The organism is Microcoleus sp. Pol1C5 (assembly GCF_036701115.1).
Taxonomy (GTDB): Bacteria; Cyanobacteriota; Cyanobacteriia; order Cyanobacteriales; family Microcoleaceae; genus Microcoleus.
In genome coordinates, this window is sequence record NZ_JAUBQE010000001.1 from 112,282 (window position 1) to 131,836 (window position 19,555).

18 protein-coding genes and 1 pseudogene are annotated in these 19,555 nt (G+C 46.7%); 8 read left to right on the plus strand and 11 right to left on the minus strand.

What is annotated here, in order from left to right; all coding sequences use genetic code 11:
- Positions 1–270: 270 nt before the first annotated feature.
- Positions 271–1,185 carry an LD-carboxypeptidase gene (locus QUA23_RS00440; RefSeq protein WP_333072698.1) on the plus strand — a complete coding sequence of 305 codons (915 nt, stop codon included), beginning with the start codon at positions 271–273 and terminating at the stop codon, positions 1,183–1,185.
- A 26-nt stretch (positions 1,186–1,211) separates the two neighbouring features.
- On the opposite strand, the gene QUA23_RS00445 is transcribed toward QUA23_RS00440, so the two are convergent.
- Complete coding sequence (locus QUA23_RS00445; protein ID WP_333110276.1) at positions 1,212–1,760, minus strand: hypothetical protein; 549 nt, start codon at positions 1,758–1,760, stop codon at positions 1,212–1,214.
- A gap of 319 nt (positions 1,761–2,079) precedes the next feature.
- On the opposite strand from QUA23_RS00445, the gene QUA23_RS00450 reads away from it, so the two are divergent.
- The 4 genes from QUA23_RS00450 to QUA23_RS00465 all read left to right on the plus strand — a co-directional run bounded on the left by QUA23_RS00450 (position 2,080) and on the right by QUA23_RS00465 (position 7,506).
- Entirely contained in the window at positions 2,080–2,862 is a 783-nt protein-coding gene (locus QUA23_RS00450; protein WP_333072700.1) for a hypothetical protein, read from the plus strand.
- 240 nt (positions 2,863–3,102) lie between these two features.
- Positions 3,103–4,167, plus strand: coding sequence for a uroporphyrinogen decarboxylase (gene hemE / locus QUA23_RS00455; RefSeq protein WP_015178097.1), 1,065 nt, complete (start codon positions 3,103–3,105; stop codon positions 4,165–4,167).
- A 410-nt stretch (positions 4,168–4,577) separates the two neighbouring features.
- Positions 4,578–5,543 carry an NAD(P)-dependent oxidoreductase gene (locus tag QUA23_RS00460; protein WP_333072702.1) on the plus strand — a complete coding sequence of 322 codons (966 nt, stop codon included), beginning with the start codon at positions 4,578–4,580 and terminating at the stop codon, positions 5,541–5,543.
- Between the two features lie 370 nt (positions 5,544–5,913).
- The gene (locus QUA23_RS00465) at positions 5,914–7,506 is read left to right on the plus strand and encodes a B12-binding domain-containing radical SAM protein (protein ID WP_333072703.1); all 1,593 of its coding nucleotides are present in this window, start codon (positions 5,914–5,916) and stop codon (positions 7,504–7,506) included.
- 107 nt (positions 7,507–7,613) lie between these two features.
- Here QUA23_RS00465 and QUA23_RS00470 read toward each other — a convergent pair.
- The 3 genes and pseudogenes from QUA23_RS00470 to QUA23_RS00480 form a co-directional block, all read right to left on the minus strand.
- A pseudogene (locus QUA23_RS00470) lies at positions 7,614–7,997 on the minus strand (type II toxin-antitoxin system VapC family toxin).
- A gap of 1 nt (position 7,998) precedes the next feature.
- Positions 7,999–8,220, minus strand: a complete 222-nt coding sequence (gene vapB / locus QUA23_RS00475; RefSeq protein ID WP_333072705.1) for a type II toxin-antitoxin system VapB family antitoxin — start codon at positions 8,218–8,220, stop codon at positions 7,999–8,001.
- Between the two features lie 128 nt (positions 8,221–8,348).
- On the minus strand, positions 8,349–8,546 hold the full coding sequence (locus tag QUA23_RS00480; RefSeq protein ID WP_333072706.1) for a hypothetical protein: 198 nt from the start codon (positions 8,544–8,546) through the stop codon (positions 8,349–8,351).
- Here QUA23_RS00480 and QUA23_RS00485 point away from each other — a divergent pair.
- A complete protein-coding gene (locus QUA23_RS00485) occupies positions 8,534–9,433 on the plus strand; it encodes a M48 family metalloprotease (protein ID WP_333072707.1) in 900 nt (299 codons plus the stop codon). The two genes, QUA23_RS00480 and QUA23_RS00485, sit on opposite strands and share 13 nt — an antisense overlap.
- 91 nt (positions 9,434–9,524) lie before the next feature.
- Here QUA23_RS00485 and QUA23_RS00490 read toward each other — a convergent pair whose 3' ends face one another.
- The 5 genes from QUA23_RS00490 to QUA23_RS00510 form a co-directional block, all read right to left on the minus strand.
- Positions 9,525–10,196 carry a hypothetical protein gene (locus tag QUA23_RS00490; RefSeq protein ID WP_333072708.1) on the minus strand — a complete coding sequence of 224 codons (672 nt, stop codon included), beginning with the start codon at positions 10,194–10,196 and terminating at the stop codon, positions 9,525–9,527.
- A 30-nt stretch (positions 10,197–10,226) separates the two neighbouring features.
- Entirely contained in the window at positions 10,227–10,670 is a 444-nt protein-coding gene (locus QUA23_RS00495) for a Tse2 family ADP-ribosyltransferase toxin (RefSeq protein ID WP_333072709.1), read from the minus strand.
- Positions 10,671–10,979: 309 nt separating this feature from the next.
- Entirely contained in the window at positions 10,980–12,848 is a 1,869-nt protein-coding gene (gene ftsH4 / locus QUA23_RS00500) for an ATP-dependent zinc metalloprotease FtsH4 (protein WP_333072710.1), read from the minus strand.
- Between the two features lie 231 nt (positions 12,849–13,079).
- Positions 13,080–13,586 carry a TspO/MBR family protein gene (locus QUA23_RS00505; protein WP_445243459.1) on the minus strand — a complete coding sequence of 169 codons (507 nt, stop codon included), beginning with the start codon at positions 13,584–13,586 and terminating at the stop codon, positions 13,080–13,082.
- Between the two features lie 79 nt (positions 13,587–13,665).
- Positions 13,666–14,511, minus strand: a complete 846-nt coding sequence (locus QUA23_RS00510; RefSeq protein ID WP_333072711.1) for a M48 family metalloprotease — start codon at positions 14,509–14,511, stop codon at positions 13,666–13,668.
- Positions 14,512–14,772: 261 nt separating this feature from the next.
- On the opposite strand from QUA23_RS00510, the gene QUA23_RS00515 reads away from it, so the two are divergent.
- Positions 14,773–16,137 (plus strand): ATP-binding protein, encoded by a 1,365-nt coding sequence (locus QUA23_RS00515; RefSeq protein WP_333072712.1) that lies wholly within the window; start codon positions 14,773–14,775, stop codon positions 16,135–16,137.
- 165 nt (positions 16,138–16,302) lie between these two features.
- On the plus strand, positions 16,303–16,881 hold the full coding sequence (locus QUA23_RS00520; protein WP_333072713.1) for a hypothetical protein: 579 nt from the start codon (positions 16,303–16,305) through the stop codon (positions 16,879–16,881).
- 310 nt (positions 16,882–17,191) lie between these two features.
- On the opposite strand, the gene QUA23_RS00525 is transcribed toward QUA23_RS00520, so the two are convergent.
- Both QUA23_RS00525 and QUA23_RS00530 read right to left on the minus strand, forming a co-directional pair.
- Complete coding sequence (locus tag QUA23_RS00525; protein WP_333072714.1) at positions 17,192–18,388, minus strand: GNAT family N-acetyltransferase; 1,197 nt, start codon at positions 18,386–18,388, stop codon at positions 17,192–17,194.
- Positions 18,389–18,645: 257 nt separating this feature from the next.
- Positions 18,646–19,347 carry a dihydrofolate reductase family protein gene (locus tag QUA23_RS00530; RefSeq protein WP_333072715.1) on the minus strand — a complete coding sequence of 234 codons (702 nt, stop codon included), beginning with the start codon at positions 19,345–19,347 and terminating at the stop codon, positions 18,646–18,648.
- Between the last annotated feature and the right edge of the window lie 208 nt (positions 19,348–19,555).

Consider the following 19,555-nt stretch of genomic DNA (forward strand, 5'->3'; position numbering starts at 1 on the left):
AAATCAATAATCCATCATATCCCGTAGGGGCGGGTTTCACCGACAATATCTAACGATTATAAACAATCTAGATAAACCCGCCCCGCCACAGCCGATAACCTAAATCAACCTGAAATTTGCATCGAATCCGCAAATGTAGGTTTGTATTTGTGGGTGGGTGGGGGCGGGTTTTCGAGATTGTCTGTTTCAGTCATAAATTGTCTGTAAAACCCGCACCTACAGAATTACGCTCGATTCACCAAACACGATATAACTAATAACTAATAACAAATGACTGACATAAAATTTCTGCAACCAGGAGATTTGCTCAAAGTAATTGCCCCTAGTGGCACTTTGCGAGAATCAACCAACTTTGAAAAGGGTGTAGAAATTTGGAAATCTCGCGGCTATCGACTTGAATTAACACCGGGTTTTGACGATCGCTGGGGCTATTTGGCCGGTTCCGACGAAAACCGCGTCCGACAGTTGGCAGATGCCCTCAATGACCCGGATTGTCGCGGTATTCTCTGTGTTCGAGGCGGTTTCGGCAGCACTCGGCTTTTGGAAAAAGGAAATGTGGGAAAGGCGGAAAATTCCCAATTTCCAACTCCCGATTCCCATTCGCCGAAATGGTTAATCGGCTTTTCCGACATTACTGCTTTGCTGTGGAATCAGGCTAAATTGGGTGTTTGGGGTGTTCACGGGCCGATGCTGACAACTTTGGCTGCTGAACCGGATTGGTCTGTCGATCGACTTTTTGACTGCATAGAAGGTCGTCCCTTACAATCTTTGCAAGGTAAAGGATGGGGCAGCGGAAAAGCGACCGGGCGGCTGTTTCCGGCGAATCTGACGGTCGCTTCTCATTTGCTCGGAACCCCGTATCAACCGGATTTGACCGGGGTTATTCTCGCATTTGAGGATGTTTCCGAGGCTCCTTACAGGGTCGATCGAATGTTGACTTTGTGGCGGATGGCGGGGGCTTTCGCTGGGGTGCGGGGCATTGCTTTGGGGCGCTTCAGTCGCTGCGAGATTGAGCCGAGTATTCCCAGTTTTAGCATTGAAGAGGTTTTGCGCGATCGGCTGGGGGATTTGAATATTCCGATTGTCTCGGATTTGGCCTTCGGACACGAGGGGGTTAACGCTGCTTTACCTATGGGAATTATGGCGACTCTCGACGCTGATTCGGGATTGCTCAGTTGCGGGTAAAAACTACTTTTTAGATAGCCTGAAAATCATTCATCAAAGTTCTGTAAAAGAATTGTCGATTTCAGAATATTTAAGGTGCGTTGTGCATGGTAGCGAAACTGAAGCATAAATAAAGCATAGGATAATAGTAAAATTATCAGGAAAAATGGGATGATTTCTAAGGGTGGTTTTTCGGTGACAAATAAAAATCCCAGCCAACCCAATCCCAAAGACAGTAAAAAGACAATAGATAAAGTGGGAATAGTCATTTTTAATGGCAACACCGAACCGCCTTCAATGTCTTGAATTTGTCCTGTCGCCACCAAAAAGCCTCTCCAATCTCCGCCAGTAATTGTCGCGCGGAGGAAATCACCATCAAGCTCGATTTGGTAGCAGTAAAGAATTCGGCTCCCCCCGATTATAGCTTTGTGAACCGTTAAACCTGTACGAACTTTGGCAGCAAGCCGTTGGCGGACTACATTTTTGGAAAATGGTATATGAATGGTTGCTTCCCGGTAGGGCAAGAGCGAGTACAATAGTTTGAAGAACGGATTTAAATTTAATGGCATAGCAAAAAACACGATCGTGAATTGCATCAATTGCCACTACCTAATTCTAAGCAGGGATGTTTCATTCTATCAAAGTTTTCAAGCTCCAACCACTATAAGTAAATCTACGGAGGTTTTGGGGAATCGACATTGTGCGATCGCGAATTGCGGGAGGTTTGCGGCTAGGTTCACGCTATATGTAGAGGGGTGGCGTAAATCCTGCCCGATAATAGTTTACAGCAACAAAATATTCCAGTCGGGTGAGGCTAACACTAGATAGCCAAAATTACATTTAAAATGGATTATACGTGCAAATGTTGCTGCCAACACAGCAAAAAGATTTTAAAACTTTCGCAAAGAGGTTGATATGAGAAGACACAACTTGTTAAACAGTATTGCGGCCACTGTGCTAGTTGCAGGATTGGCACTCACTGGCATTTCGTCTAGTGCAGTTGGCGAACAGATAGGGAATAACGATCGCATAGATGGAGTAATTCGCCGCACTTCCCCGATTTACCGTTTCCGAAATATGTGGGTTCCGGGATCTCCGACCGAAGAATTGCGCGGCCAAGAATACACATTCAGCGCGAGGGAAGGGGACAACATTGAAGTGTTTTTAGATACAGATAGAAGTCGCGGTTTTACTCCCGTCATGGTGCTGTTTTACGGGAATAACAAACAAGTCGCTTTTACGCAAGACCGTTCTTTTAATTATCAAATTCCCCGTAGTGGCGATTATAAACTGTTAGTGTTAGCAAAAGATGCTGCCAGGGGTGGTAACTACACGCTGGAAGTTTCGGGAATTGATGGGGGCGGCAGACAATCTCGCAATTCGCGGGACGATTGGTACACGAGGCGAGATGACGATCGATATGACGGTCAATATGACAGAGAACGGCTTTTGCAAGATGATTTTGACTTGCGGTCTGTTGATTGTCGCGAGAGACGTTCTATGGTGAGAGTAAGGTTTGACGAGGGTAATCAAGATTCAACTTACTGCGCTGTCCCGAATAGAAGGTATCCGGCGGGAGATTATTATTACAATTCGCGGACTAGAGAGTTAGACTCTGCGAGGCGGAATGATAGTAGATTCGATGCGGGCCGAGATCAATGTCGGGTAGTGGTGGGCGGAGTCTGCGTGACGAGGTAAGTAGGTCAAACTGCAGCGCGGAATCAGAAACCCGGTTTCTACGAAGAAACCGGGTTTCTGACCCTATACACAGGATTTATACCAGTCCTTTATATACGAGTCGATCAGCGGCTATCGCCTCACTTTCTTTGGCAAGGACAAAATACACATTTGTACACACAACGATTTTGTCAAAAAGGACGATCGCACAGTGGTAAGCTACCAAAGGCATTGAAATATCTAAGGTAGAGAAAAGTTAAAATGTCGGCATTAAATGAAGTTCCCTTGTTGTTGCGGGCAGCCCGCGGCGAAACCCTAGACCGCCCGCCCGTGTGGATGATGCGTCAAGCCGGCCGCTACATGAAGGCTTATCGAGATTTGCGAGAAAAGTATCCCTCGTTTCGCGAACGTTCCGAAATTCCCGAAGTTGCGATCGAAGTTTCCCTTCAGCCGTGGCGCGCGTTTCAACCCGACGGCGTAATTCTGTTTTCCGATATTGTCACCCCTATGCCCGGTTTGGGCATCGACATGGACATCGCCGAAGGCAAAGGCCCGATTATCCACGCACCCATCCGCACTCAGCAGCAAATCGACAACCTGCAACCGCTGAACCCGGAAGAAAGCTTGCCGTTTATCAAAACAATCCTCAAATCCCTGCGCGAGGAAGTCGGCAACAAATCCACCGTGCTCGGTTTTGTGGGCGCGCCGTGGACGCTGGCAGCCTATGCGGTTGAGGGCAAAGGTTCTAAGGATTATGCCATCATCAAAAACATGGCATTTTCCGATCCAACTTTACTGCATCAGTTGCTGTCGAAATTCGCAGATGCGATCGCCGTTTACGTGCGCTATCAAATCGACTGCGGCGCGCAAGTAGTGCAAATGTTCGACTCCTGGGCCGGCCAACTTTCTCCGCAGGACTACGACACCTTCGCTCTACCTTACCAGAAACAAGTATTCGAGCAAGTCAAAAAAACCCATCCCGACACACCGCTAATTCTGTTAGTCACCGGTAGCGCCGGCCTCCTCGAACGCATGACAACATCCGGCGCGGATATCATCAGCGTCGATTGGACAGTTGATATGGCCGACGCGCGCAAGCGTTTGGGCCCCAACATGAACGTTCAGGGAAATCTCGATCCCGGCGTGTTGTTTGGTTCTCAACCGTTTATTCGCGATCGAATTCTTGATACAATTCGCAAAGCTGGTCATCGCGGACACATCCTCAATTTGGGACACGGCGTGTTACCGGGAACTCCCGAAGATAACGTGCGTTTCTTCTTTGAAACCGCAAAACAAGCCGACAAATTGCTTGCAGTTGCTGCTTGAAATTGATTGCGATTGTAGAATCCGATCGAATCCGGTTAATTGCAACTCATATTTGTAGGGATACGGCAATGGCGTATCCCTACGGTGGAAAAAGATAATATAATCGGAGCGAATCCGGTTAATTGCATCTGATATTTGTAGGACACTCCAAGAGCCCATTGCTGTCAACTTAACGTAAAACCGACTGTCTCTGTTGTTTGTATCAAAGTCTAGATCCCCCCTAACCCCCCTTAATAAGGGGGGGATATGAAGCACTCAAAGTCTCCCTTATTAAGGGGGATTTAGGGGGATCTGGACTCGAATAAAAGGGATATTCCTCATGGACTTGAGGTTTAAGTTGCCACTAATAGGTCATGCCGTCTCCCTACCGTCGAAAAATCCTCAAATCCTCCCTCTTCCCCTGCGGCAAAATGAACTCCAAAAAAATTTTTGTGACGGGTGCAAGTGGCTGTATCGGTCACTACATGACCGAAACTTTGATTCAAGAAACAAACCACGAACTTTACCTCTTAGTTCGCAACCCAGAAAAATTAAAATTTGACTGGAAAGCCCGCCCCGGCATCCATATATTACAAGGCGATATGCGAGATATCGATCAACACGCCGAACTTCTCCAAACAATAAATGTAGCGATTTTAGCTGCCACTGCTTGGGGAGGAACTCAAGAAGTGTTTGACGTTAACGTAACCAAAACTCTCCGGCTAATTCAACTACTTTCGCCACAGACTTGCCAACAAGTAATTTATTTTTCAACGGCCAGCATTCTCGGTAGAGACAACAATTTGCTCAAAGAAGCCGGGGAACTGGGGACAGATTATATTAGCTCAAAATACAACTGCATGGTACATTTATCAGCCTTGACAAATGTGCCTCCAATTACAGCACTTTACCCGACATTAGTATTGGGAGGAGATGCAGAAAAACCAGTTTCTCACTTGTCATCTGGTCTGCCACTTGTCGCCAAATGGATTGGTTTGATTCGCTGGTTTAAGGCAGATGGAAGTTTTCACTTCATCCACGGCGCAGATATTGCTAAAGTAGTTAATTATTTAGTTGAACATCCGCCGGCTTCCGAGGAACCGCGACATTTTGTGCTAGGAAATCCGGCGATTACAGCTAATGAAGTGGTAGAACAAGCTTGCCAGTATTTGAATAAAAACATATTTTTTCGGATTACTCTGTCACCTTGGCTAGCAGATTTCTTTATTTGGCTGTTCCGAATTCAGGTGGCTGCTTGGGATAGATTTTGCATCAGCTACCGCCATTTTACCTATCAAAATCTGGTGAATCCCGAAAGCATAGGAATGCCTAGTTACTGCGGCACAGTGGCAGATATGTTAAGAACTAGCGGGATTCCGGGCAAAGATTCAAATTAGAAGGAAAAGGGAACAGGGAAGAGGGAATGTGTATCTTACGAGATATATGTAGGGTGCGCCGAGGCGCATCTTACGAATAAGGTAAGTTTTTCCAGTTTTTTTTTCCTTAATCCCATGCTTTTTAAATGCGATTATCGTCAATTAAGGGTCAAATACGATAAGATATCAGCATTTGCAAACTTTAACAGGGAACTGCAAGCTAAAAATTGCGCTCATTGTGTGTGGCTTAGGGGGTGTGACCCATCGCCAGATATTCGATCGAGTGCAAGATCGTAATTTTAGCCTTAACATGAAGTCTTGAGAGTCGATCAAACTCTCAAACACGCCAGCCCGATCGCAAGTTGTTTACTGATGTGAGGTTTAACATATAATGCGAGTTCTTCTAGTTTACCCGCTGTTTCCGAAAACATTTTGGTCTTACGAGAAAATCTTAGAATTAGTCGATCGTAAAGTGCTGCTGCCACCGCTGGGTTTGGTAACTGTAGCAGCTATTTTACCCCAAGAATGGGAATTTAAGTTAGTCGATCGCAACATCCGACAAATCACCGAAGCAGAATGGGAATGGGCAGAGCTCGTTATTCTGTCCGCAATGATTGTCCAAAAAGAAGATTTGCTAGACATAATTCGCGAAGCAAAACGGCGCGGTAAATCCGTAGCTTGCGGCGGCCCTTACCCGACTTCCGTACCTGAAGAACCTCAAGCAGCGGGCATAGATTACCTGATTCTAGACGAAGGCGAAATCACCTTGCCGATGTTCGTCGAAGCAATAGCGCGCGGCGAAAAAAGCGGAATTTATCGATCGGACGGCGTAAAACCCGATGTTACTACAACTCCAGTCCCCCGCTTCGACTTGCTGGAATTAGACGCCTACGACTCTATGTCGATTCAATTTTCCCGAGGTTGTCCCTTCCAGTGCGAATTCTGCGATATCATCGTCCTCTACGGCCGCAAACCCCGCACCAAAACCCCCCAGCAATTGATAGCAGAATTAGACTGTCTCTACAACTTAGGCTGGCGGCGCGGCGTGTTCATGGTAGACGACAACTTTATCGGCAACAAACGCAGCGTCAAACTGTTGCTAAAAGACTTAAAAGTCTGGCAAGAAGAACACAAATTCCCCTTTACCTTCAACACAGAAGCATCCATCGATTTAGCCCAAGACCAAGAATTGATGGATATGATGGTAGCGTGCAATTTTAATGCAGTATTTCTAGGGATTGAAACTCCCGATGAAGAAAGCCTGCAAATGACCAAAAAATTCCAAAATACCCGCAATTCTCTGATAGAATCCGTAGAGTTAATTGCCAAATCCGGTTTGCGAGTAATGGCCGGATTCATCATCGGATTTGACGGCGAAAAACCCGGTGCCGGCCAGCGGATTGTCCAGTTTGCCGAAGCAGCAGCAATTCCGAGTACAACCTTTGGAATGCTGCAAGCTTTGCCGCACACTGCATTGTCCCACAGACTAGCAAAAGAAGGGCGGTTGCGCGACAAATCGGGCAACCTCAATCAGACTACTTTGATGAACTTTATCCCGACGCGGCCTCTCGAAGATATTGCCCGCGAATATGTCGAGGCATTTTGCGAAGTGTACGATGCTGAGAAATATTTAGACCGGACTTATCGCCATTTCTTAATGTTGGGTGCACCTACAGCAAATATACCTGCAAGAGTTCCCAGTTGGATCGACTTGCGAGCACTGTTAACTGTGGTTTGGCGGCAAGGAGTCAAGCGCAAAACTCGGTGGAAGTTCTGGCATCATTTGTTCAGCATTCTCAAACGCAATCCTGCTGTTTGGGATCACTATTTAACAGTATGTGCTCACAACGAGCATTTCCTCGAATACCGCCAGATTGTGCGGGATGAAATCGAAGCTCAATTAGCCGAGTTTTTGGCTAATGAGTCTCAAACCGTCTATCAAGAACCTGTTGCTGTTGAGGAAAAGCAAGTGCAAGCGGTTTAGGGTTCGAGAATTCAACCGAATAGGCAGATACTCTACTTCTTAAAGAAGTCTGGTATCTGGCTATTCTCTTTTGTTAGGTGGAGTTCCTTATAAAATTTTTGCGTTTTTCATGACCAAACTCGCTGAATTGGATAAGCATCAAAAGCCTCATCGCGACTAATCAAAACCAGCGAATGATTTATCGCCTGTGCTACCAGAATGCGATCGAAGGGATCTCGATGATACAGAGGAAGACCTGCGTAAATCTCAGTGTCTTCAAGTGTAATTGGTAGAATTTGAGCGTGAATGTATTGCAATTCCTTCGGCAGGTCTTAAAATGGTCGATTCAGTTGAAGCTTACCGACATTGATTTTAATAGAGATTTCCCAAAGGCTGGCAATATTAAAATACAAACCTGTTTTAGTATCGATCGCTTCTTTTGCTTTACTACTTAGATTGGAATCGCCAAGCAAATACCACAGAAAGGCATGAGTATCTAAAAGGGATTCCATGTTACATATATTCCTTTAAATCTTCCAGGGGCTCATCGAAATCATCAGACATAACAATCTGACCTGCCCAACTACCATAACCATGAGGTTGTTCAAATTGTTCTTGAGATGATTCAGTTTTTGCGTGTTTCTCCAGTAGATATTGTGCATAATGCAATATCTCTTGTTTAAGAAATTCTGGCATCTTAACGACTGTTTGAAAAATTTCTATATCGATAGTCATGATTTATGTGGAATTTTTACTATCTCATATTAACTAATTATACCATAATTGCATTCAAAACATATTGAGAATGGTTATCTCGTTTAATCTCGTTTTCAAGCAGAGCCGGGAAATCTCATATCATGCTGCTATGCTGCCTCTTGAGAGCAGGCGAGAGATTCTCCCGAAGCATTCCCTGTTTCTGACTGAAAAGGTGAAATACTACTATTGGCGGCAGCAGTTATTTCGGCAGATAGAGACGCGATCGCCCCCAAGTATGAAAACCTAATAACAAGCTCAAAAATATCAAAATCTCGATCGCCCTCAACCCGCCATGTTAGGAACAAATCAACTCAGAACAGCCGCTCTCTTAGGACTTCTAAGCGGTCTTCTCGTTTTAGGAAGTTATTATTTAATCGGCAACGAGCAAGGACTTTACATCGGTTTAGCGCTAGCCGCCTTCTCAAGTTTTAGCTCTTGGTACTATTCCGACACCGCCGCGTTAATGGCTTACCGCGCTCAGCCGATCGCCCGCAGCGAAGCACCAGAAATCTACGATATGGTAGCATCGCTAAGCGAAAAAGCCCAAATTCCGGTGCCTAAAATATTTCTAGTTCCCACTCAATCTCCGAACGCATTCGCCACAGGAAGAGACCCGGAACACGCGACAATAGCAGTTACTGAAGGCATCATCAAGCTGCTTTCCCGCGAAGAATTAGAAGGGGTTTTAGCGCACGAACTTACTCACATCCGCAACCGCGACACCCTCACTCAAGCAGTTGCAGGCACAATTGCCGGTGCAATTACGTTTGTCGGGCGAATTCTGACTTTTGGAGCGCTTTACGGCCCGGTAACGCGGGACAGCAGACAAGGCGCGAATCCGTTTGGTTTGCTGTTTTTAATCATTTTAGCGCCACTATCAGCAACCGTAATTCAATTGGCGATTTCTCGGACGAGGGAATTTGCAGCCGACAGCGGTGCGGTGGAAATTACCAATAACCCGATCGGCTTAGCAAACGCGCTGCAAAAATTGGAGAAAATGGGTCATGAAATTCCCATGCACGGCAATCCTGCGATGTCGCCGCTGCTGATTGTGAATCCTTTTTCGACTAAAGGTTTGCAGTCTCTTTTCCGCACTCACCCGCCGACAGAGGAGCGCATTCAACGCCTTTTGGAAATCGCGCAGCAGCAGCAGCAAGGTTCTCCTGTTATGGCTTACATAAACGGAATTTGATCGGTCGAAAATGCAGCAACAATATGGAGAAACCCGGTGTTTTGAAGCAACCGGGTTTCTGTATGTTTATAACGATCGCTGTATGGAGCGACTAATTCTTCGATTTCGATAGGTGAAGGGCGATGGCTTTTTCCGTAAATATCGGACTGTGATTTCGATAGGTAAAGGGCGGTCGCTTTGGCCGTAAATATCGCACAGTTTTGTCTTTACTGTGAGGCGTGATGCCTTTATTGAAAGGATTTACCCCACGCAGCAATTCATCAGGCTTGTTCTTTAAGTCCGGTGATGCTAGTAGTGGTCTATAAACTTCACCTTCATAGGGCTTCCAAACATATCCCAGACTGAACGATTGAAAAACCGAAGATGCTCCCGTTGCTTGCCAAACAGCTTCAGCTAAAATCAATCCAGGAAAAGCCAAGCCAGGCTCTTCAATCAATTCGCTGTAGGTTCTAAACTCATCTACTTCCATACCAACTAAAGCATACCGAAACGGTGGAGCCAACCGCAAACTCTGATACAGAAATATACCTATTTCCGTCATTAAATAAGCACTTTCTGGAGTGTTAATTCCAATCTCACTGATGCCACTTGGACAAACTCGACACCACCAATTTTCTTCTATATCCTGAAAAATTTCTGCCCGGCATTGGGAAACTCTACCGTTTGAGAGCACGCAGAAAGTTTTATTGAAATATTGAGCAAATTGCTGTGCTTCCGATTGCTTTGTGCCACATTCAGCCGATAAGCTAAACACCCATACCATTGCTGTTCTCCCCTTGAGTAAATTAAACTATCAAACTTTCTCCCATTCGTTCTGTGTCTGGGCCAGGGCTGCTTCATATTTCTCTAAAAGCATTGTAGCGCTTGGCAACATACTGACATGAGTTGGACTATCTTGCACAGATTCAATATCTCCGAGGATCTTGCTGTCGTCAATCTGCCAAAGAGGATCTTTTCCTGTTCCGCCAAATTTTGGGGGTTTTCGGGATGGTGGTAAGCCTTCGATAGAGAGGGATACAGACATTCCTTTTGTGTTTCTAATGGCTACAGTGACAGACTCCTCTGAAGACTTGCGCTCTGTTTCTGGTAGTAAATAACCTTGTTCATCCAACCAGTGTTTGGGGACTTGCTCAACATCAATATCAGTACCGTGTCTGACTCCCAGTAGCCTCGCGCTGCGTCCCATTTTGGGTTTACCGTTTTCTTCTGCCATGCCTCGATAATAGAGTCTTGCCATTAGCCTTTTATCAGCCCAACTCGATCGCCAGACCAATCATAATGTAATTGCTGCATTGGTTTCATGCGATTGCTCTTCGTTTTTGCAGCTAATTCGTGAGATGTCAGTGCTCATTTATTTTGATTTGAGTATCAGGGAGAGCGCCCTGTGATTGCTCTCCCTTAATACGATTACTGGCGATCGCACAAACGCGGGTTTGTCCGTTTGCCGTTGTCTGTTTCAGTCGGCTCATCGTGGAGTGCGATCGCAAAACGCAGATGATTTGGAATCATCTGCGTTCATCTGCGGTTTAATTAAACCCTATTAACCTCAAGCCGTAACCTTATCTAAAGCCCGCACTTGATGGAGAAATTCGCGAAGTGCATCGCCTTCCACCACTTCAGTTTCCAACAGCTTCTGCGTAATTGTTTCCAACAATTCCCGATTTGCTTTCAGAATATCCACAGCTTGTTGGTGTGCAGTTTCGACAATTTCCTTCACTTCTTGGTCGATCGCCTCCGCAGTTTGAGCACTTACCGCGCGGCGGGCATTTCCCATACCGTCATTGAGGAACATTGCTTGTTGACCTCGATCGTAAGCTAGAGGCCCCAAAACCTTACTCATCCCGTAAGTGGTCACCATCCGTTCAGCTAGATCGGTCGCCCTTTGCAAATCATTTGAAGCCCCAGTAGTAATGCTACCAAACACGACCTCCTCAGCCGATCGCCCGCCCAACAAAGTCGCAATTTGACCCCGCAATTCCGATTCATCCAACAAGAAACGGTCTTCAGTCGGTACTTGCAACGTGTAACCCAGTGCAGCCATACCGCGCGGGACGATCGAGATTTTTGACACTTCGCCGCCGCCAGTCATCGCAGCACCCACCATCGCGTGCCCGACTTCGTGGTAAGCCACAATCTTTTTCTCTTTTTCGTTGAGCACCCGGCTTTTCTTTTCCAAGCCAGCGACAACGCGCTCAAACGCCTCATAAAAGTCTTCCTGAGCTACAGTTAGGCGCTTGTTGCGAGCAGCTAGCAAGGCAGCTTCATTGACCAAATTTGCCAAATCTGCGCCCGAAAAACCGGGGGTGCGAGTGGCGACCGCCTTCAAGTCAATATCCGGGCCCAACTTCACTTTTTGAGAGTGAATGTTCAAAATTGCTTCGCGGCCGGATAAATCCGGGCGATCGACTAAAACTTGGCGATCGAAACGACCAGGGCGCAACAAAGCAGCATCCAAACTTTCCGGGCGGTTAGTTGCAGCCAGCACAATTACCGTAGTATTGCCCGCAGCAAAACCGTCCATTTCAGTTAATAATTGATTGAGAGTTTGTTCGCGTTCATCATTCCCACCGAAGCTAGCGTTACTGCTACGAGATTTGCCGATCGCGTCCAATTCATCAATGAAAATAATACAAGGAGCCTGTTTCTTAGCCTGCTCGAATAAATCTCTAACTCTTGCAGAACCAACACCTACAAACAGTTCCACAAACTCCGAACCGGAGATGCTAAAAAACGGCACGCCAGCTTCACCAGCCACTGCTTTTGCTAGCAGCGTTTTGCCAGTTCCCGGAGGTCCGACTAACAGCACGCCTTTCGGAATTCGCGCGCCAATTGCCGTAAACCTGTCAGGAGTTTTCAGGAATTCAACAACTTCGACTAATTCAGTTTTAGCTTCTTCTACTCCAGCCACATCAGCAAAAGTAATTTTAGCCGATTCGCCTTCTACATAGACCTTAGCCTTGCTTTTGCCGAGCGACAGCGCACCCTGCGGTCCGCCACCCTGTCTGTTCATAAAAAATTGAAAAATCGCCACAAAAATCAGCGGCGGAACCACCCAGCTTAAAACACTCCCGATCCAGCCATTTTTAGCCGGCGGAGTTGCCGCAAATTCAACGCCTTTTTCTTGCAAAAGTTTAGGCAGTTCCAGGTCAAAAATTGGAGTAGTTGACAGCACTTGACCGGGTTTGTCACCCTCGCCTTTGAGTTGGTAGCGAATTTCATTTTGGCCTACCGAAGCTCGGACTACATCTTGTTCTTGTACTTGATGGACGAACAAGCTGTAAGGCACTTGCGGAATTTGGGGACCGAACAAATTCGGTAAAAAGATGTTTGCCAGCAGAAACAAACTTGAGAGCAATAACAAGACATTGCTAATTTGTCGAAAACGAGGTGCTTGGGGCTGGTCTTTAATGGCCATTGATAACTGTCATCCTTTGATTTAACGCTGTTTTATTCATCTATTTTCTCATCAAATACCCACACACTGTTAAGCGGATTTCCTCACTTTTTCGGGTGGGTTAACCCGCTAGCACGGATTTGCTATTATTAACAATGTTTTTTTTAACGAACCGCGAAGACGCTAAGGACACAAAGGGATAGAAGAGAAGAGGGTTATAGTCTGTAGGGTGCGCCGAAGAACACCGAATATTTATGCAGCTTCTGGGTTTAATTGAATCATTTCCCAAGTAGTATAAGTGCCGATCGCACCCCAAATCGCGTAAGGCAAAAGTAACAAAGCGGCGGTTTGAGAAATCGGCAAAACAGCCAAGGCCAGCACAACTCCCAAAATCTCGCCAGCCCCTCCCAAAATTGTTCCTACTTTGAGACTTTTGGCTCTGAGAGTAGCAGGAATATAAGCAACTGTTACAATTTCTAAAAGTAAGTACAAAGCCATCAGCAGCCATGTTTTAAGGCTCCCTGGCTCCTGTTCCCACACGAAAGTAGCGCTGCCGGCCCCGCAAGCAAAAATTACCGTCCAAATTAACGGAATTGCAGGCTCAAAAAACATCCAATCGGGTCTTTGAAGTTTGACTGCCCAGTTAATATCGCGCAGTTTAAAAAACAGAGTGCCCATGGCGACTGAGAAAGTCACGCCGCCGATAATCATCCAAGATTGAATCATGGTTTTCAACTTTCCAATTGCTCGATCGCTCATTAAGTCGATCGTGCCAACTCCCAGCCGAACTTAGATCCGCCTTTAGTAATAACTTTTGTAAAGCCCTATGCAATTATTGCTAACCGCCAGACAAATTCTTAGCAAACTCCTCGCGTCCAGACACCAAATTAGCTGGAACGCCGTTAGGGTAATTTTGCGCGATTAAAGCTTGCAACTTTTGAACTCGGTTTTCGGGGTTGGGGTGAGAACTCAAAAACTCCGGCGGCGCTTCGCCCTTCCTAGCAGCACCGAGAATTTGCATCACCTCAACAATACCTCTAGGATCGTAACCCGCCTCCGTCATAAACCGAAAACCGAGCCGATCGCTCTCAAGTTCATCCGATCTACCGTACCGCAAACCGACAACTTGATTGACAGCTTGAGCAATTAATGCTGCTTGCTGACCCCCACCGCGATCGTCGCTAGTAGCCACCCCAACCGCCGTTACCAAAGCCCTGCCCAACTGCTGTTTTGCCAAGTGTTCCGCACCGTGGCGCGCCACAACGTGACCGCTTTCGTGCCCTAGTATAGCGGCCAACTGAGCCTCGGAATTTAGCCGGCGCAGCAGCCCCGCAGTAATGAAAACTTGTCCCCCCGGTAAAGCAAAAGCATTGACAGTTTGGGCATCTCGCAGCAGGTGGAATTCAAACGGATAACCTGCTTGTTTCGCCGCCGAACCGTTGACAACTCGTGCTCCTACTCGATCGATATACTGCTGAATACTTTGGCTGGGATAAAGCCCCCCGTGCTTGGCTGCCATTTGATCTCGCGCCTGCAATCCCAAAACTATCTCCTGGCGGGGAGAAAGCTGCACCCGCTGTCTCTCTCCTGTTACGGGATTTTGTACGTCGTTTGTAAAATAGGTAATTGCCCCAAAAAATGCCATTAATAGTCCGATCGCAGCTCGAAATAAAAATTTGTTCACAGGCTTTTACCTAAAAAGTTTCGCGAATAGACTACTACACTGACACCTACCTCCACATCTGCCTGAAGTATCAAAAATGGAAACTTGTTAGAGTTTTTTGGAATATTTTGCGAACAAGGCTTTTTTTAACGAACCGGGAAGGCGCAAAGAACACGAAGGAACAGAAGAAGAGAAGAAAATAATAGAAGAAGGTTATAGTTATTAAATCGGTTAAATCTGTTGAATCTATTACACAATCCGTTGCCGAACTTCCTTCGCAATATGTTTCAAGCTACCCGCCGCCGCCTCGCTATTTGGTACACTGCCGTTACTGCTGTATTGTTACTTGTATTTGCCACGGGTTTCTATTTCTACGTCCGCACTACTTTGATCGATCGCATTGATGACACTCTCAATCATGTTGTAGAAGTAATAGAGCGAACTCTCGTTATCGAACCGCTAACTTTCCCCAATACCACAGATAAAATTAAATTGCAAGTTAATATTCAAGCGAGTTTTCGAGATAGCACCGATGCAGTAGAAGACGACCACATAGATTTAGAATGGTTCAGTCCTACGGGTGAATTGCTGTGGTCTACATTATCGGAACCGCTGAATATTCCCATTCACGCTAACCGTACCGGCGAAACAGTTTGGATAATTAATAATAAGTTACAGTCCGATCAAAACTATTCCCTCAGACAAGTAACGCAGCGAGTACAAAGCGGCCGCCAAGTTCTTGGATATTTGCGAGTCAGCCATCCTTGGTTTGAAGTGACAAAACCCATCCGCCAATTAATTCTCGATTTGATTTTGGGCGCGAGTTTAACTCTAATTTGCGTTGCAGCTATTGGCTGGCTGCTGTCGGGATTGGCTATGAAACCTGTGCGGGAATCTTACGGGCGTCTCAAACAGTTTACTGCTGATGCTTCTCACGAACTCAGAAATCCGATCGCCACTATTCAAACTAACGTTCAAGTAGCTTTAGCGGAACCGGATATCGAACCGCAGCAGCATCAACAGCTACAAGTTATCGAACGTCTCACGCGCCGTTTGGGGCGCTTGGTTGACGATTTGCTGTTTTTAGCCAGACAAGATAGCGGTATCGTGCAGCAGCAGTGGATTGAGGTTCCTCTCGATGCTTTGCTGATGGAGGTAATTGAAGAACAACAGGCGATCGCCACAACCCAAAATCTCTCTCTTTCTTTGGAAATTGTCGATCTGCCCAACGCTGAGGAAAACTTTACACTGTTGGGCGACTGGGATCAACTAGCCCGACTTTTTACGAATCTCGTCAGCAATGCCGTGCAGTACACCCCCTCTGGAGGTCAAATTCAAGTAGAATTGGAGGTGGCAGCTAAAAACAAAAGAAATTCGCCAATGTTACACCCAGCGCTGCAAATAAAAGTAACAGACACCGGCATCGGAATTTCCGCAGAAGCCCTGCCGCATTTATTCGATCGATTCTATCGCGCAGATCCCGCCCGCACCCACCGCAGCGCCGCTGGTTCCGGTTTAGGATTAGCCATAGCCAAAGCAATTGTCGAAAATCACCGCGGCCAAATCCGCATTGACAGCCAAGTCGATCGAGGTACCGCCGTTACCGTCACCCTCCCCGCCCACAAATCAGAACAATTCCGCCTTTAAAACTTCCCCTCTTCCTCTGCGCCCTCTGCGGTTTAAAAAAAATCTACCCCTCAAACCCTGATTCTTCCTACCTCGCGCCCAAACCCAGCTATTAAAATTCATTTCCGCCATAGATTAACATAAACGTTGTTGGAAAACCTCGATCGAACTTGTGAGGAGTTATTTATGTTTCGCCACAATCTACCGTTAAAAAAAATCAGCTTGCTAGCAGCCACCTGCGGAGGTTTACTCGTTAGTCTCGCAACACTTTCCCACGCCGGCGGCCCCCCGCCCCAACAAGGAAAACCGGTTTCCCAACCCGCAGAGACTCCCTCAGAGACTCCCGCAGCCACTGAAGAACCCGTCAGCCAACCAACTCCGGCTGCAAGTCCGGGCCTCAGCGGGATGCCATCTACACCCACAGACGCGCCTCCCCGCTTTCCCCTGCCCAGTGCGCGAGTTACGCCTGCCGAAGGCGGGATAGTAATTAAACTGGTGAATACCACCAATGCTGTCATCAATTATCAAATCGTAGGCGTGACCCAGCCGCGCACTCTGGGCGAACAATCGGAAATTTTGCTTCAAACCCTCCCAGTGCCAATCACCCTCACTTACCAGCGCCCAGACGGCGGATTGGTGCTGGTTCGCCCCCAAGCAACCGCAATGCCGGGAATGTTGCAAGTCAGTTTCGGCGCGACAACTGAGGTGGCCGCTGATACAAAATCCCTGGAAATTCAGGAAGATGGGAGAGTATTTTTGAATTAGGTTAATTGGTTGACGGTTGACGGTTGACTGTTACCATTCGTCTCAACTTAAGACTAAAACCCATAAAAAATCTCGTTTATAGTTTAGTTTCGCTCCCCCCTTAATAAGAGGGGGACAAGAGTATTCTTACGTCCCCTATAACTCCCATTAATAAAGGGGGAAGAGCATTCAAAGTCCCCCTTCTTAAGGGGGATGCGAGGGGGAGCGAAACTTCGATACCAACGAGATATACACAGGGTTTTAGTATTATGTTGACACCGATGGGCTGTTAGTAATTCCCAATTTCCAATTCCAAATTCCCAGTCAGCCGTCAATCGCCGAGTAACAACGGAGGTAACTTAGTAAAAGGTAAATCCTCGTTGATTGCATCAATTTCTTCCTGTTCTCTTTCGTTGATTTGACCGATATAAGACTTGAGAATTTGGGCCAGACGGTTGTTATAAAATCGGTGCAAACTATAATTTGGCGTAGCTGGAAAGCCGCGCCGTTTTTTGTGCCGGCCGCCGGCACCGGGATCGAAGCTTTGGATGCCCCGATCGATCGCCCATTCGATCGGCGTATAGTAACAAGCATCGAAGTGCAAGCAGTCGATTTCCTGCAAACTGCCCCAATAACGGCCGTACAGTCGATCGCCCTTATACAAACAAAAAGACATACCCACCGGCTGTCTCTCATCTTCCTTGTCGTAGGCGGCTACAAATAAAACTCGATCGCGATAATTGTGGTGCAACTGTTCAAAAAATCGCTTAGTCAGATACTTGCTTCCCCACCAACCAAATTTGTCGCAAGTATTCTCATAAAAAGCATACATTTGAGCAAACATGGCTTGGGGAATTTCATCGCCCGTCAGCGTTTTTATCAACAAACCAGCTTGATCGACTGCTTTGCGTTCGCGTTTGATATTGCGGCGCTGGTTGGCATTAAATGCGCCTAAATAATTGTCAAAATTTTGATAGCCTTGATTTTGCCAAATATAACTGTGGTGCAGCCAACTGCTGAAACCGTGGCTTTCCATTCTTTCGCGCCATTCTGGATCGACATAAAGGAAATTGCAACCAGAGATATTGTGGCGATCGCAAAAATGGTCGATCGCGCTTACCATTACTCCGGTTAATTCGTCTTCATCTTCCCCCTCGGCAATAAGAAACCGATAGCCTTCAGCCGGAGTAAACGGCGTCATTCCCATCAATTTGGGATAATAGTGAACACCCAAACGTTGGGCTAAATCCGCCCACTGATTATCGAATACAAATTCCCCGTAACTGTGACTTTTGACATAAAGTGGCGCGCAAGCAATCAACTGTTTGTCTCGCCAGACTGTTAAGTGATGCGGTAGCCAACCGGTTTTACCTGTTGCACTGCCCGATACTTCGAGATTGTTCAGCCAATCCCATTCCAGAAATGGAGTTTTTAGTGGCATCGCCAGGGCATCCCACGACGCTTGCGGGATTTCGCCTATTTTGCTAATCCAGGCTACAGAATATTCAGGTTTTGGCTGTTTCAGCATAGGGAGATTTGAGCGTAGAGCGATCGAACTTCATTTAAGTTAATACAATTCTTCGATCGCTGGGAAAGCTGAATGGCAACTGGTGTCAACTGAACCTTGAAACCTGACAAATCTCGCTTTTGTCCGAAACCCGATCCCCCTAAATCCCCCTTAAGAAGGGGGACTTTGAGCGCCTCCGGTTCCCCCCTTCTTAAGGGGGGCTAGGGGGGATCGGAGGGCTTAATCGTCAAACCCTAGTCTCCGAGTACGTTTGAGCTTCAGTTAGTTCGATCGACCCGATAATGCAAAAATACCTCTTGTCCCATCTGTTTAACCGCCAAAAGTTCCAATTTTGGAGCTAAATCCGCCAAAAAACCCTTTCCCTCCACAGGTGTCGGTGCATCCGCGCCGCCCAAAATTAACGGGCAAACCGTCAGCCAAAGTTCGTCTACCAAGCCTGCCGCCAGCACAGAGGCTACCAGTTTCCCCCCACCCAGAATCGCCAAGCGTTTGATATCGAAGCTTGCTAGCTGTTGAAACGCATCAATCCAATCAATCTCTCCACCTGCGGTTTTCGCATAGATAATTCGATCGAACTTACTGTTTGTCATCGGGTAGGGAGACGGCAATGCGGTATGCCTACTGTCTTGCCCCGTCAGCAGCCACCGAGGTACCGGTTGCTGGAAAAATCGCAAGTTGGGGTCAAATTGGGGCGATCGCGAACATACAATTTGCACCGGTTGTGGTGGCTTCCCTTGCAGTTCCCTCTGTTTGAGCAATTCCGGCGAAATCACTCTCATCGTCGTCCCATAAGCCTGTAAAGTGCCGTTGCCGAACAAAACCGCGTCGCTTGCTGCTACTTGCTGTTCGAGGTGGGCTTTGTCGTTGGCAGAACCGAATCTCGCGGGCGATCGTACTGCATCTGCTATTTTACCGTCAGCACTGATCGCGAGTATTACTGTTGCGTGAGGTTCAGTCATTACTTATCAGAATTTCGCAGAACTTTTAACTGTAGCAATTCACAACTATTTGTAAAGTTTTTTTTCAACTCGCTCGCACTGCTTTTATTTGACGGATAATGTGGGTTTATTTATTTTGCAACGGTAGCGATCGCCCTACCAAAGTATTTACTTTTCTTTACAAACAGCAGACAAAAAACGGCGCGGGAGGTAAAAAATTCGTTGCAGA

Excerpts from the sequence above, each read along its gene's own strand:
- QUA23_RS00465 (WP_333072703.1), top strand. The coding sequence starts at position 5,914 with ATGCGAGTTCTTCTAGTTTACCCGCTGTTTCCGAAAACATTTTGGTCT.
- QUA23_RS00460 (WP_333072702.1), top strand. The coding sequence starts at position 4,578 with ATGAACTCCAAAAAAATTTTTGTGACGGGTGCAAGTGGCTGTATCGGT.
- QUA23_RS00445 (WP_333110276.1), bottom strand. The coding sequence starts at position 1,760 with ATGCAATTCACGATCGTGTTTTTTGCTATGCCATTAAATTTAAATCCG.
- QUA23_RS00450 (WP_333072700.1), top strand. The coding sequence starts at position 2,080 with ATGAGAAGACACAACTTGTTAAACAGTATTGCGGCCACTGTGCTAGTT.
- QUA23_RS00485 (WP_333072707.1), top strand. The coding sequence starts at position 8,534 with ATGTTAGGAACAAATCAACTCAGAACAGCCGCTCTCTTAGGACTTCTA.
- QUA23_RS00505 (WP_445243459.1), bottom strand. The coding sequence starts at position 13,586 with ATGAGCGATCGAGCAATTGGAAAGTTGAAAACCATGATTCAATCTTGG.
- QUA23_RS00525 (WP_333072714.1), bottom strand. The coding sequence starts at position 18,388 with ATGCTGAAACAGCCAAAACCTGAATATTCTGTAGCCTGGATTAGCAAA.
- QUA23_RS00490 (WP_333072708.1), bottom strand. The coding sequence starts at position 10,196 with ATGGTATGGGTGTTTAGCTTATCGGCTGAATGTGGCACAAAGCAATCG.
- ftsH4 (WP_333072710.1), bottom strand. The coding sequence starts at position 12,848 with ATGGCCATTAAAGACCAGCCCCAAGCACCTCGTTTTCGACAAATTAGC.
- QUA23_RS00440 (WP_333072698.1), top strand. The coding sequence starts at position 271 with ATGACTGACATAAAATTTCTGCAACCAGGAGATTTGCTCAAAGTAATT.
- hemE (WP_015178097.1), top strand. The coding sequence starts at position 3,103 with ATGTCGGCATTAAATGAAGTTCCCTTGTTGTTGCGGGCAGCCCGCGGC.
- QUA23_RS00520 (WP_333072713.1), top strand. The coding sequence starts at position 16,303 with ATGTTTCGCCACAATCTACCGTTAAAAAAAATCAGCTTGCTAGCAGCC.
- vapB (WP_333072705.1), bottom strand. The coding sequence starts at position 8,220 with ATGACTATCGATATAGAAATTTTTCAAACAGTCGTTAAGATGCCAGAA.
- QUA23_RS00515 (WP_333072712.1), top strand. The coding sequence starts at position 14,773 with ATGTTTCAAGCTACCCGCCGCCGCCTCGCTATTTGGTACACTGCCGTT.
- QUA23_RS00530 (WP_333072715.1), bottom strand. The coding sequence starts at position 19,347 with ATGACTGAACCTCACGCAACAGTAATACTCGCGATCAGTGCTGACGGT.
- QUA23_RS00495 (WP_333072709.1), bottom strand. The coding sequence starts at position 10,670 with ATGGCAAGACTCTATTATCGAGGCATGGCAGAAGAAAACGGTAAACCC.